Source organism: Photobacterium aquae (assembly GCF_001029445.1).
Taxonomy (GTDB): Bacteria; Pseudomonadota; Gammaproteobacteria; order Enterobacterales; family Vibrionaceae; genus Photobacterium; species Photobacterium aquae.
This window is the reverse complement of sequence record NZ_LDOT01000002.1, coordinates 421551-434920: the sequence shown is the minus strand read 5'-3', so window position 1 is coordinate 434920 and position 13370 is coordinate 421551. Positions and strand designations below refer to the sequence as shown.

Annotated in this window: 9 protein-coding genes and 3 tRNA genes; 8 read left to right on the top strand and 4 right to left on the bottom strand. The window is 46.1% G+C overall.

The features are described from left to right. Window positions 1-85 precede the first annotated feature (85 nt). Genes ABT56_RS02570 through ABT56_RS02560 form a run of 3 tightly spaced genes read right to left on the bottom strand, consistent with a single transcriptional unit; the run spans window position 86 to window position 3224 of the window. Window positions 86-1198 (bottom strand): DUF4056 domain-containing protein, encoded by a 1113-nt coding sequence (locus ABT56_RS02570; protein WP_047877259.1) that lies wholly within the window; start codon window positions 1196-1198, stop codon window positions 86-88. A 20-nt stretch (window positions 1199-1218) separates the two neighbouring features. Further along, a complete protein-coding gene (locus ABT56_RS02565) occupies window positions 1219-2340 on the bottom strand; it encodes a BamA/TamA family outer membrane protein (RefSeq protein ID WP_053062363.1) in 1122 nt (373 codons plus the stop codon). Between the two features lie 8 nt (window positions 2341-2348). Beyond that, window positions 2349-3224, bottom strand: a complete 876-nt coding sequence (locus tag ABT56_RS02560) for a hypothetical protein (RefSeq protein ID WP_047877258.1) — start codon at window positions 3222-3224, stop codon at window positions 2349-2351. Window positions 3225-3427: 203 nt separating this feature from the next. On the opposite strand from ABT56_RS02560, the gene nadA reads away from it, so the two are divergent. Then, window positions 3428-4489: a quinolinate synthase NadA gene (nadA, locus tag ABT56_RS02555; protein WP_047877257.1), complete on the top strand. Its 1062-nt coding sequence runs from the start codon at window positions 3428-3430 to the stop codon at window positions 4487-4489. A gap of 75 nt (window positions 4490-4564) precedes the next feature. On the opposite strand, the gene ABT56_RS02550 is transcribed toward nadA, so the two are convergent. Next, window positions 4565-5146, bottom strand: coding sequence for a UPF0149 family protein (locus tag ABT56_RS02550; RefSeq protein ID WP_047877256.1), 582 nt, complete (start codon window positions 5144-5146; stop codon window positions 4565-4567). Window positions 5147-5378: 232 nt separating this feature from the next. On the opposite strand from ABT56_RS02550, the gene ABT56_RS02545 reads away from it, so the two are divergent. From ABT56_RS02545 to ABT56_RS02520, 7 genes are all read left to right on the top strand, one after another. Beyond that, window positions 5379-5466 (top strand) — tRNA-Ser (locus ABT56_RS02545). 25 nt (window positions 5467-5491) lie between these two features. Further along, window positions 5492-5582, top strand: a tRNA-Ser gene (locus ABT56_RS02540). A gap of 1000 nt (window positions 5583-6582) precedes the next feature. Beyond that, the gene (locus ABT56_RS23185) at window positions 6583-7839 is read left to right on the top strand and encodes an ABC-three component system protein (protein WP_053062362.1); all 1257 of its coding nucleotides are present in this window, start codon (window positions 6583-6585) and stop codon (window positions 7837-7839) included. Beyond that, on the top strand, window positions 7832-8518 hold the full coding sequence (locus ABT56_RS02530) for an ABC-three component system middle component 1 (RefSeq protein ID WP_047877255.1): 687 nt from the start codon (window positions 7832-7834) through the stop codon (window positions 8516-8518). The genes ABT56_RS23185 and ABT56_RS02530 overlap by 8 nt, the downstream gene beginning before the upstream one ends. Beyond that, window positions 8484-10820: an AAA family ATPase gene (locus tag ABT56_RS02525; RefSeq protein ID WP_047877254.1), complete on the top strand. Its 2337-nt coding sequence runs from the start codon at window positions 8484-8486 to the stop codon at window positions 10818-10820. The genes ABT56_RS02530 and ABT56_RS02525 overlap by 35 nt, the downstream gene beginning before the upstream one ends. 148 nt (window positions 10821-10968) lie before the next feature. Continuing rightward, window positions 10969-11140 (top strand) — tRNA-Ser (locus ABT56_RS23835). Window positions 11141-11517: 377 nt separating this feature from the next. Further along, window positions 11518-12894, top strand: coding sequence for a polysaccharide deacetylase family protein (locus ABT56_RS02520; protein WP_047877253.1), 1377 nt, complete (start codon window positions 11518-11520; stop codon window positions 12892-12894). Window positions 12895-13370: the final 476 nt, after the last annotated feature.

The window sequence follows — 13370 nt, the reverse complement described above, 5'->3', positions numbered from 1 at the left end:
CGAGGGAGACCGCCGGCGGTATTTTTTTGCGTGAATGTCGAGAATGCCCGCTCTTTACATCCCCGTTCTTTACATCTATGCGGTGCTATTGACGCTGCTCGCTGAGTGAGTGCTTGGGCAGTAGTCCGTCGAGGTGGCGGGCTCTGAGCTCTTTGCCGTCTTGCTGCTGGGCGTAATTGGCAATGGGCTGGAAATCACTCGCCGTCCAGTATGGTTTGTCATTCAGGGAGGCGGGCAGTGCTGCGAAATCCTGCTCGTGCTGGTCTGGATGCAGCTCCAGCCTGACCCACTGCTCAATTGCCAGTCCGTTGACTGTCGATGGCAGGTCTTGCCTGTGGGTGGCCGTTGGATAGTTGGGGGCGAGTGCCAGCCCAAAACGGTAGTCACGGAACAGTACCACCCATTTATTGGGAAGGCGCTTACTGCTGTCCCACCAGATCCCATCAAGGTGCTTTATCTTCGCTTCTGTAATTGCCGCCGGTTGGCCTTCCAATGCAATGATCGCATCGGTAAATGCCTTATCCATGGCATGGTTGAAACCGTTTATATCCAGCTTAGGCTCATCTGCCAGAATTTGTTTTGCGAGCAGAGCGCCTAGCATGTTTGAGTACAGATCCTCAGAAGAGAATGCAGAGGCATACTCCTTGAAGCCGCCGACAGATTCCATTCCGAACCATTGCGCGATTTCATGCCATTGAGCAAGGCGAAATGCGATAAGAGCGGCACTGTCGAGACTCAGCGCCTGTTTCTGCTCGTCAGTTAGCGATACACGGTGTGGCAGCCACTGAATCCTGCGAAGCTTGAGCTCCGGCGGGAAATCATAATGGGTATTACTCCCTAAATTCTTCTGCATCAGCTGGTAAAGGTAGTAGGTGTAGTCTGCGGTATCGCGGACGTGGGCCGTATCGATAAAACCACCGAGCGTAGTGAAGATCAGCCCATTTTTTTCCTTGTCCAGCCCTGCCAGATTCAGGGCGACCGAGCCTGAGCCGTCATTATAGCGATGGCGGCCAAGCGTATGGCTGTCCAGTACGTTATTGAGCGAGAAAAACGGTACTGCAACGCCGCCGAGTTCAGCTTTGAGATCATAACCGAACGCACAGCAGGGGCGGACCCCCGTGGGTGCCTGTGCGGCTATGGTCGGGAGTGCCGAGCTGCCTAGGATAATAGCGAGTAAGGCTGAGAATAATAGCTTCATCGTTAAACTCCTGCGTGTTCTCAGAAGGCTTCGTTAACCTGAAAATAAAAGCCGGTACTGTCTTTGCCTACGCCGAGATCAACCCGAATATTGACTCGGGCTTTGAAGGCGAACCGGTAGCCGACGCCGACAGTTGGTAGCCAACTATCCGAAAATAGCTTACTGGCGCTCGGCGCGATGTTGCCTGCACCTGCCCAGGCAACCATGCCGTGGCGGCCGCTGAGCTGCCTGCGCCACTCGATCTGGGCGGCGAGTTGAGTGCGATCGCGGTACTGGCCTTCGTAATAGCCACGCATTCGACTGGCATTTCCCATTTCCGAGTAGCCATACCATGGGATGTCGCCGTCGAGGAACTGGCCGAAGGCATCGATAGCCAACAGTGATTGGCTATCCAGCTGCCAGTAGGTACGGGCATTGGCGGTAAGTCGCTGGTAGTCGTGATCACTCCCCAGCGTCTTGTCGTAACCAATCCATTCGAGGGTCAGTAAATGGCCTGATGCCGGATTGGGCTCGAAATCCCGGCTGTCATATTCCAGACCGATAAGTAGCCCGCTAGCTTGGCTATCAGCTTGATCGGCTTCGGTAAATGCTCCCGGATCGGCATCGATACTGCTGAGCTGCTGGTAGCTCCAGCCGCCTATCAGGTAGCCATTGGGGAAGATCTCAACAGCCAGTTTGGGCTCGAAGCGCAAAATCTGGGCATCGTAGGCGGTCTTTGCCTGTTCGTTTTCGGCGGCCTGCTTACCGATCCCCCAGTAGTAGCTCGGGCTGAAGCTGATCCCCGCGTTGGCAAGCAGGCGCAAGCTGTCACCGGCAAGGTAGGTGCGGTTTTCAACCCCGAGGCCAAACGAGCCGGATGTTGAGGCGTAAGAAGTCAACTTGAGTGTCGATAGCGGATCGTCTTGTTGCCAGCCGGTCGGGGTATAGAGGCCAATGGCTGCCACGCCAATCCCGAATCCTTGCTCGGGATTGACGAACGGCCCGGGCAATACCCCCCAGTCGATCAGCTTTGATGTGTCGACGGTTTCGCTGGCACCGAGTTCGGCCAGCAGCTGGTCAATCCAACCATGTTCACCCGTTGTGGTATCGGCCATGGCTGATGCACTTAATAAAACCATGCTAAGAGGGAGCAGTGAACGCATATAGGGCCTCAAAAACGGTGCTCAAGAGAAACGAATAGGCTCTGGCGCTCTCCGAGTCCGGCTTCGCCAAGGAGATACCAGTGTTTGTTGACTTGATATTGCATCCCGAGCAAAGGGTTCCATTGGGTGGTCAGGTGCTGTTTGACCTCGAAGCGGGCATCTTCTGGCATCAGGGCGCTTAGTTGTGGCGGAAGGCCGAGATCCGAGAGGTTGCCGGAAAGGTTTTGTTCGACATCCTGATACATTGCCCCAACCCAGACACGGATTGGAGCGCCGTGTGAGGCAAAATCGTAACCCAGACGAGGGGAGATAACGATGGCGTCAATCTGGCCGTCAATCACGGTCAGGCTGCTTTGGGTGAAGCTGGCATCGACCAGGCTGAACCAGTTGCCGTAGCCACCGGCAAGCACCATACCAAATCCTGTTGTGTATCCGTCAAGATCGAGAGTGAAGTCCTTGATGGTGCCGGTATAGGTTTTATCGATAGAGGGAAGCGGCCACGGAAGATCAAGGTTGACTGATACCGATGCATCAACGTCTGTTTTGGAATAGCCTTTGAGTACCCCGGCCATGGCATAGACATTGAGGAATGGGAATATCCAGGTGTCTGCACGCAATGACAGTACGTCGGTCTTCTGAATTCCCGGTTTGGCATCCATACCAAGCTTGAAGATGTTTGATTTTGGTAGCCCGGTAAGAGCAATGGAGTCGACCTCGATACCTTGCTCCATGGTCATATAGCCCACACTGATCCCGATAGGTTCAGGTAGGACGTAGCCCAAGGCTTCAGCTTTGTCTTTCCAGATTGGAAGGGAAAAGTCATTGGCCAATACCGAGTTGGCAAATAGCCCCAGCAGCATGGTGGAAAAAAGTATTTTTTTCATTTTTATTATAAGTCTTTGAGCATACGGATATGGAGAATGCGCATCATACCCACTTTTTATTCAAAGTAAACGGTAATGTATACTTTTGGTTTTGATGGAGTGTGGTGCCGGTAAAACGGCGCTTGGCGGCTAGCATGATATTTAATCGTTTGCGGTGTATAATGGCGAGATTCGAACAAGGACAGCAACAGAGCAATTGAGCCATGAGTATTACATTTGATCCTTCACAGATGGTATACCCATTTCCGCCCAAGCCGATCCCATTGACGGCCGACGAGAAACTGGCATACAAGGCCAAGATCCAGACCCTACTCAAGGAAAAGAATGCGGTACTGGTCGCACATTATTATACCGACCCTGAAATTCAGGCATTGGCGGAAGAAACCGGTGGTTTTGTTGGTGATTCGCTGGAAATGGCCAAGTTTGGCAACCAGCATCCTGCAAGCACGTTGGTGGTCTGCGGCGTTCGCTTCATGGGCGAATCGGCCAAGATCCTGACCCCAGAAAAAACAGTGTTGATGCCAACGCTGGAGGCGGAGTGTTCGCTAGATCTCGGGTGTCCGGCAGATAAGTTCACCGAGTTTTGTGACGCTCACCCCGATCATACCGTGGTGGTTTACGCCAATACCTCCGCTGCCGTCAAGGCCCGTGCCGATTGGGTCGTGACTTCCAGCATCGCGCTGGAAATTGTCGAGCACCTTGATAGCGAAGATAAGAAAATTATCTGGGGACCGGATCGTCACCTGGGTTCGTATATCCAGAAGCAGACGGGGGCAGAGATGCTGCTATGGCAGGGCGAATGTGTCGTGCACGATGAGTTCTCGGCCAAGGCGCTGCGGGATATGAAGCACCTGCACCCGGATGCCGCTATCTTGGTGCACCCAGAATCTCCGGCGAGTGTGGTGGCACTGGCGGATGCAGTTGGCTCTACCAGTCAGTTGATCAAAGCGGCCAAAACATTGCCGCAGACAAAGCTGATCGTTGCGACCGACAAGGGAATTTTCTTCAAGATGCAGCAAATCGTGCCGGAAAAAGAACTTATCGAAGCACCGACTGCCGGCGCAGGGGCAACTTGTCGCAGTTGTGCTCATTGCCCGTGGATGGCAATGAACGGGTTAAAAGCTATTGAAGCGGGCCTGCGTGAGGGCGGTGATTTGCATGAGATTTTTGTGGACGATGAGTTGCGTGAAAAATCACTGATCCCGTTGAACCGTATGTTGGATTTTGCCGCCGAGCTACAACTCAAGGTGAAGGGCAACGCGTAATAACGTTCCGTCGAAGCGACATAGATTGAAAATAAAAAAAAGCGACCCTAGGTCGCTTTTTTTTATCAAGCGCAATTACTCGTCGTCGTCACTGGCGAGTTCGTGGGCTCGGATAGTCAGGCCGCATAGCATGGTCGGCACAGAGGCGAAGATTTCCTCGAACTGGGCAAGGCTGTCAGCCCCTTCGGCCGATAGGGCATCCATGGCATTTTCTGGATCGTAAAGTAGGCTAAAGCACAGCAGGACACCGCCAAGCAGGGCGCTGTTCTCGCTGTCTTCCGGCATAATCGTTTCCCAATCGTCACGGGCCAGTTGCCAGCCTTGTAGAAGGCCTTCCGAAAATTCGCGAGTTTGCGGGGTGACAATTTCACGATCTTCAAGGGCACACTCTTTTGGCCACTGCCAACTACCATTCAGAAGGGCTTCGCGGCTTTCGTTCCAAAGCTCAACGACGGCGTTGGCATAGGCTTCCAGCTCTTCTTGTGAGTTGAACGGAGAGGTTTCCTCGCCACCCCATAGGAACGCCAGCCATTCGGATGGGTTGATCAGGTAAGGGGCTGCGGCCATGGCAGTGACGAAGCCACGAGTTTGGGCTTCAGAAAGCAGCTGTTGGGCAAGTTGTGGGTTTTCAAGCAGCGAACGCAGGGATGAAGACATAATTCTTTACTCAACTAAAAGGCGGTTCGTTTGTTTTAACTGCCCATCGGGCAGGCTGTTGATGGCTATTGTAGCAGGGCAACTGCTATGTCGGCATCGCTAAGCGTAAATAGTCGCTAGTCGTTGCAATTATGACCACTTGATTGTTCTGCCGGTATTTTTTGTTGACCTTTGTATCTCAAGCCCCTATAGTAGCGACCCTGTTGAGGCGATAGCCTTGGCAGAACAATATGGTGAGGTGTCCGAGTGGCTGAAGGAGCACGCCTGGAAAGTGTGTATACGGCAACGTATCGAGGGTTCGAATCCCTCCCTCACCGCCATCCCTATTTTGGGATGTAAAACTTCGGAGAGATGGCTGAGTGGTTGAAAGCACCGGTCTTGAAAACCGGCATACGTTTATAGCGTATCTAGGGTTCAAATCCCTATCTCTCCGCCACACTCAAAAAAACCGCTGTTTTTACAGCGGTTTTTTTACGTCTGAATATTGTGATATCGAGATAGGGTGCAGAATCCTAGACAGGGTTCACCTGAGCGAAGCGAAAGCACATTGCCCGTCCCGAAGGGGCGAAAAGGCAATAGCCCGGAGGGCGCGAGCTTGCGAGCAGTAAATCCCTATCTCTCCGCCACACTCAAAAAAACGCTGTTTTTACAGCGGTTTTTTTACGTCTGAATGTTGTGATATCGAGATAGGGTGCAGAACCCTAGACAGGGTTCACCTGAGCGAAGCGAAAGCACATTGCCCGTCCCGAAGGGGCGAAAAGGCAATAGCCCTGAGGGCGCGAGTTTGCGAGCAGTAAAGCCCTATATCTATGTTACTTTTCTTAATCAATAAGTAATTGAATATAAAAGGTTTTGTTTGTGGCGGTGTTGGTTCACCTTTTTGACAAACAGGTGAGGCTATGTATATTTTTTGTGCTAACAATTGCACTTACTACACACGTATAACTCTCCCGAAATCACGTCGTGATCGTAGTTTTCCATTTGATATGAAAGTGTCCTTACTAACTAAGGAGCGTTCAGTTGGTGTTGGGCATAATTTTGCTGTGCTAAGTACTATCAAGCAGGTATTGAAAACTGTTACTGTCAACCACAGCAGATCATCTATTGAACTATTAGGTAGCTCACCCAAAAACTAACTGCACTCGTCATTTTTACTTCCTTACCTAAGCCTAGCCAAACGTTAGACGTTGCCCTGGGCGATTTTATTGTTTCTAAAAGAAAAGAATCTATTCGAGCGTTGGGAGTGCTGTTTAGTTTTGAGGTTTAGATTATGGTCAACTTCCCTTTTTCTATAAAGGTTTTTCAGTTTAATATGCAACAACTGTATATGAAGTCGTGCCGGCTTGGTTTTTGGTGAGCGTTAGCTTAAATCTGACGTTGTACGTAGTTATGAAAGCTTGAAAACACAGGGCTACTTACGAAAAGGAATATTTAGATTGATAGAAGTCTCCTCTCAGATCGTAAACAGCAGTGCCATTCCTGCGTGGAGTGGGTTTGTTTATCAAGGTAAAGTTGCCTTGTATCACGCGATACGTCTTCTTACGCAAGGGGATTCCGAAGCTGATTACCTGAATGTCGAGCACCTAGATGATTTTGTGATCCACGATCGCAGCGGTAACGTTTTATCTCTTCATCAGGTCAAAGCTATGAAGAGTAACAAGCGCTATTCTTATATCCCTGCCTTGCGACAAGCATCAAAAATATCAGAGAGATGTAATGGGAACACTGTTAGATGGTTTCACGTTTCTGTGGGGCTTGATGACTTTTCTGATTGGGCTGCTAATGACGCTAATGGCGAGCATATTGTTCAGTTTTATCAGTATCATGATGATCGTTGTTATGTTGAAACGAACTCTATTGATACTAAACTCAATGAAATTGTTGAACAGTACCTTGGAGCATACGGTCTGCCATCCACAGAATTACTAATTGCGCATAAATTGGCTAAGTTGCATGTATTGTTAGCTGGGAAGGTGAACTTAGCTCATTATCGAAACCAGCATGAGTCGATGAACAAATTTGAAGCTGCAGAATCTATTCCAATTTATTTTTCTGACATTGTAAATTGTTTGCGTTCTGAGGTAATTCATAGTGATGATCGAGCAGCAATTCTGTTTGAGTTTAGAAAGACTCTTTTGGATAGAACCGATCAAATATTAGATAGTCTTCAAGACAATGATTCTGTTGATTTGAATGGTATTTTCCAGTGTAGATTTGCAGTAGCGAATATGGGTGTTCATTCTTTAACTCGACTCTATTATTCAAAGAAACCAAATCAAAAGGATATCTCATTATCTGGATTTAGTAATGATACAGTAGATAATTATTTAAGAGTTATTCTTAGCATCATGGGCGTTAAAACATCTGAAGACTTACCACACTATTTCAAAAATGGATTAGGTTCATTTCTTCCTACTGCGATGAAGTTCGATTTTTTAAATCAAGAGTTAGATGTTAAGCAAATTCAAGAAAATGTTGATGCTCTTCGTGGAAACCTGACCATACAAGATGTGCTTTATGAGTACGATAATCTAGTTGTACACATGGATAGTGCTCCATTTCCACTTAATAGTGAATCTAGTTCTACTGGTAAATTCACAGAAATATATGAAAACGATAGAAACCGAATTACAAAAATAAACAATGTGAGGTTTGTGTCAGTTCGTGACGCAAGTGATGAAATAAATGATTAATCAAATAATTAATATGCTATCAAGCAACTCTCCGTGTCAGTTTGAGCTAGTAGAACAAGATGCTGAGCAGTTTTCTTTTTATCGTTCTATGTCGAGCAACTATCATCGTTTTCTGGCAGTTGTTAAGGTTTCGAAATTGATGAAACCAAATGAGCTTAATCAGTGGGTCTTGGCAAACACACCGAGCGTGTTAAGAGAGCAACCTACTTTTGCAAAGAATACAGATGTAGTGGTTTTGTTCGAGCTGGATCGGTTGGCCGATGTAATTGACTATGAAAGTGAGATTTTTGCTTTAGAGGAAGATAGCTATAGTTTTAAAAAACATGTTTTGTATTACTCTCAAACCGAACTAGATCTTCTTAATAAAAATGATACAAGTAATGTTGCTAATTTGATAAAAGATCAAAGTAAATTCAGCTCATACAAGAAATCGCCGATGGTTGAGTCAGAGTATGGCATTGCAAGCCGTATATACATTAAGCTTCCTTTTTTATCTGTTCCTGTAGATGAATCAGAATTAGATGACCCCTGTCAGTTGGCGGATGAATACTTGCAAAAAGTAGGTTTATTGGCGATTGGTAATGAATTTGAAGCGCTCACAAGCAATAGTAATAATTACAAAGGAATAGTTGAGGAGTATATTCGTGGCAAGATGGCGAATTCACAGGCTGAAGATTAATGGCTTCAAGGTATTTACGCAGTTTTCAGAAAACTATTCATCTGATCTAGTTATCTATGATGGACCGAATGGCTTTGGTAAAACTTCCTTATTTGATGCCAAACAACTGCTTTTTTGTAGTGAGCTCCCGAGAATCTCGGCTAGACATCGAGCGCTCAAAAGTGGTAACAATAACAAAAAATACAATCGTAGTATATTTCAAAATCACAATTGTCATGATGGGATATCTATTATTGCAGAGCTTCAAAAGGGCAATGAAATACTTTATGTTATGAGGATGGCTAAACAAGAAGACTTAGATTCAAGTGTAAATAGACCTAATAGTTTTAATGAATTTAAGCTTTATGAGCTATCTGGTTTCGATGAAACTGCTAGCCCTAGGCTAATTGATGATGAGAAACAGTTTTGGTCAGAGAAATTTGGAGATAAGTTTCTGGAAAACTTCCCAGTGCTTAACTACTTGCAACAAGATAGTAAATCAATTGTTATTCCTGACGGATGTAATAGCGATAAAAGAACAGATCAAATAAGTCACCTACTTAACCTTGATGAGTTAGACACAAGAATTGACAATATTGGTAAGTTAAAGTCGGAGTCCAAAGCGCAGTTGAAATATGCTGAAGATGAGTATGCTAAGCAAAAACTTCGACTAGAAGATCTACAGCACACTTTAACGGTTAGTGACGTAGCTCCGGTAGCCTACATTAAGTTAACGGAGTCAAAGGTTACTCCTCAATGGGACCTTAAGGTTCCATTTTCTGTTGATAGCTTAAAAAGCTTAGAACAGCTACTGGGACAACTTGATTTGTTAAATAATGTCTATGTAGGCCGGCAAGAGATTGCTAAGAGGGTAAGGAATCAACTTAAAATTGATTTTACCAAACGAGCTGAGTTTGGTTTGGCTGTTAGGCTCTTTCATCATTTCGATAAGCTTCCTGCCTTACATAAAGATAAAGCGGCTCTAGATAGGTTAGACAAAATTTGTCATGCATTGGATATTGAAGTATCAAAGCTTACTTCATCACATGGTTCGTTAATTTCTTCATATATCGAAGAACAAGAATCTATCAAACTTATGCGATTGATTGAAGACAAGAATAAGCTACATTTAGGCCACAGTGGTGTGAGCAAAAAGCAAGCAGCAGTGATGCAATTACGAACAAAACTTCTCCAAATAGTTGATAATATTGAGAATGACTGCCCCCTTTGTGGATTTGACTATCAAGAGAACAGCATATTACTTTCGGCAATCGAGGCGAAGACAGCTTTACTGGATCAGAAACTAACCAAGATCGGTTTGCAAATTAATCAATGTTACCAAGCGATAGAGGCCATCCTTGTACCTTTGAAGGCAAAATATGCTCCATTGTTAGAAACGGTCAGGCGTGAGTTTAATGTAAAACTGTATTCTGAGTTAGCTGAATATGAACATCAAATGCAGCGATTGGTCTCTATTGGACAAAAATTGGAAATGCAAGGGATTAAGTTACCAAGGGTTTATGCCCCTGACCTAGAAGACCAATCGAAACAAGTTTCAGCAGTGAATACCGCTATTCTTCAATCGTTGGAGCCAGAAGATGAGATATTGTCAACGAATCAGTTTGCTTTCTTTAAAGCTCATTTTTCCGATCTAAGCAAGCTTGAAAATTTGACAGAAGAGCAGATTGAACAGAAAAAAAACTACATTCAGCAACAGTATAAATTGACGGTAAATGCGTCGATTGCTGCGCGGCAAAAGGATGTAGACTTTTACCGTGCAAAATTTCTGCATTTAGAAGACTTATATTCAAAGTTAGATAACATAGAAACCCAGCTTAAACGAGCACGTACACACTATACCAATCAAACACTAGGTCAAATGGAGTCACTTTTTCATATCTATAGTGGACGATTGCTACAAAACTATCAAAGTGGGCTAGGGGTGTTTATTGATACGCCTAATGGTAAACAGCGAAAAACAGCTGCAATGAACTTTACTACGGTACGTGACTCTGAGCATGATGCCGCGCTCTCGATGAGCAGCGGCCAAATCAACGCTCTGTCGCTATCTTTATTTCTTGCGCTTAACAAAAAATACGCCAAAACTGCGTTTGTGTTTATTGACGATCCAACACAATGTATGGATGAGATTAACATAGCATCGTTGAGTGATTTGCTCCGTGTTGAACTAAGGGATAGGCAAGTAGTAATTTCTACCCATGAACAGGATATCTCAGATTACTTGTGCTATCGATATGGCAAAGCTGGGCTTTCCAGAAAGCAGGTGAACTTGTTAGAAAAGGTTAAACTTTCATCAAATTAAAATAGTGCTTATTAAAACTTGCGTGCCAAGATACGGCATCAGTTGTCTTATGTAATACTTGGGTATAAGTTTTTATTTAAATTAAAAAATCAATAGCTTAATAGGTGAACTCTGCTGTCTCACACCCTGTTTTGGGATGTAAAACTTCGGAGAGATGGCTGAGTGGTTGAAAGCACCGGTCTTGAAAACCGGCATATGTTTATAGCGTATCTAGGGTTCACCTGAGCGAAGCGAAAGCACATTGCCCGTCCCGAAGGGACGAAAAGGCAATAGCCCGGAGGGCGCGAGCTTGCGAGCAGTAAATCACTATCTCTCCGCCACACTAAAAAAACGCTGTTTTTACAGCGGTTTTTTTACGTCTGAGTTTTGCCAAGAGCACCATATCAATGCATTTTCTAAGCAGCTCCCATCATCATTAAGCTTACGAGCCATCATCCTTTCATACATCGCTCTGCTGCTCTCATTTATTGAATCGCTACGTGAGAATTGGCCCACCTCTATTTATTCAATGTCTACTCCGGATAGCTTGCACTAAAGCCAACTGCCAACTCGATCCAGATAGTTAGGTATGTCTGAAAGGCTTGTTGCATAAAAACTATTGCATACCAGCATAGTTGGTCATCGGTAATATGAAAGTCCTCAGTGGCGACTAGATTAGTGTGCAGGAAATTGTGTTGATGACAATAAGGAAGTCACCGTGAAAGATGATCATAGAAATGCGAAATCGCGTGTCGCCACTGCGTGCTCTGCGGCATTATTGGGCGGGGCACTGGTTTTCGCCAGCTCTGCAGCCCATAGTAATGAGCTTTCCAGCCATGCCTCGGCCGTCAATATGCCACCGTCAGCGGCTTCGCCGTTGGCGACCCATGTAACACCGATGTTTGTCAGCTTTGGTTTTGATGACAATACCGAAGTTGCTGGGCTGGAGTGGGTGATGGCGTTGCTAGAGAGTTATCAAAATCCGCCGGGCATGGATCAGTTTGCCTCCCAGCCACTCAAGGCTAGTTTTTTCATGCATTGCCAGCCTGTTGAGGCTAACGAGCCGGTCAAAGCGTTGTGGCGCAAGCTAGTGGCACAGGGGCATGATATTGGTAACCATACCTACACTCACCCAGACGATAAGGTTAACTATAATCCGCTCCAGTCTTGGATGACTGCCGAGCAGTGGCAAGAAGAGGTCAATAGATGTGACGCCTTGCTGACTGCTGATGTGGAGGATGGCGGGATTGGTGTCGATGAGGTCAGTGGCTTTCGCGCGCCTTTCATGACGTATAACGACAATACCTTGAAAGCCGTTGTCGAGAGCGGTATTCGCTATGATGTGAGTTTTCCTGCCGGTAGCACGGCCGAGCAAACGGGCACAAATAACTATTGGCCATTTACCCTTGATAACGGCAGCCCGTCTCATCAAATGGCCGTAGCGGGTGGTTGGAAGCCCGCTATCAATAACTATCCCGGTTTATGGGAAGTTCCCCTCCATACGTTGATTGTGCCGCCAGACAGTGAGATGGATAGGTTTGGCTTGGACTATTCGCTGCGCGATAAGATAGCCAGCCGGATCAGCTATTTTGACCCGGTTTCAGGAAAGGGGGATAACTTTGACTGGAACCTTTATTCTACGCCCGATTGGGGAGCGGCTGGGTTGAGTGAAGATGATGTGGTAGCTATTTATAGCTATAACCTCGACCTGAGACTGGCAGGGAACCGAGCGCCATTGGTATTGGGGCTACATTCAGCGTTCTATGGCCTGCTTAACGGGGGGGAGCATTGGGGCATGCCAGAAACGACGGTGGCCTCTCGCCAGAATGTACTCAAGCGGTTTATAGATTATGCCCTGAGCAAGCCGCAGGTGCGTTTTGTTAGCCACGAGCAATTGATTGACTGGATGGTAGAGCCTGAACCACTGACGCTTTGCCCGAGCGGGCCTTGGCAACCTCATGTGGTTTACCTTAAAGGGCAAACTGCAGACTACCAGGGCAAATTGTGGCAAGCGAAATGGTGGACTCAGCTTGAGATCCCTGGGCTGACGGCTTACTCCCCTTGGGAAGAGATTAGCGCGTGTACCGAGCGTTAAATCAGATGTCTTGACTAGCTAGCAGCAGCCCCTACCGAGCCGGGGCTGCTTGGTATTACTCTTCTTTTTTCCTTTGCATATCATTATTCAGCCTCTTGTTGTGTTCATTCCCTTCGCTCTATTTGTCTGACAAATTTAGTTAAATATAAAGTAAACGGTGATTTTTGTGCGTAAAGTCACTATTTCTATCTGTCATTGGCGTTATTTGACTGTTGGTTACTAAATATAACGTTTACTTGTGGTAGAGGCTGATCATTTTATTTGGCTTGGTACTGATGGCTTTGTTTGTGTTTGTATGTATTTAAATGTTTGATTTTTAATTAATTTAACTGTTGCATTAGTTTTATTGTTGTTTGCTATAACTGCTGTTTATCTTTGGCGGAAATGTAAATAAAGCAATGAGGGTAAGCTGCGCAGATGGAACGATCAAAATGGCATGATAACTTTGGTGATATTGGCTTTTTGGGGTGGTTTAA

Coding starts and splice junctions, on each gene's coding strand:
- ABT56_RS02570 (WP_047877259.1), bottom strand. CDS start 1,198: ATGAAGCTATTATTCTCAGCCTTACTCGCTATTATCCTAGGCAGCTCG.
- ABT56_RS02565 (WP_053062363.1), bottom strand. CDS start 2,340: ATGCGTTCACTGCTCCCTCTTAGCATGGTTTTATTAAGTGCATCAGCC.
- ABT56_RS02560 (WP_047877258.1), bottom strand. CDS start 3,224: ATGAAAAAAATACTTTTTTCCACCATGCTGCTGGGGCTATTTGCCAAC.
- nadA (WP_047877257.1), top strand. CDS start 3,428: ATGAGTATTACATTTGATCCTTCACAGATGGTATACCCATTTCCGCCC.
- ABT56_RS02550 (WP_047877256.1), bottom strand. CDS start 5,146: ATGTCTTCATCCCTGCGTTCGCTGCTTGAAAACCCACAACTTGCCCAA.
- ABT56_RS02530 (WP_047877255.1), top strand. CDS start 7,832: ATGATTAATCAAATAATTAATATGCTATCAAGCAACTCTCCGTGTCAG.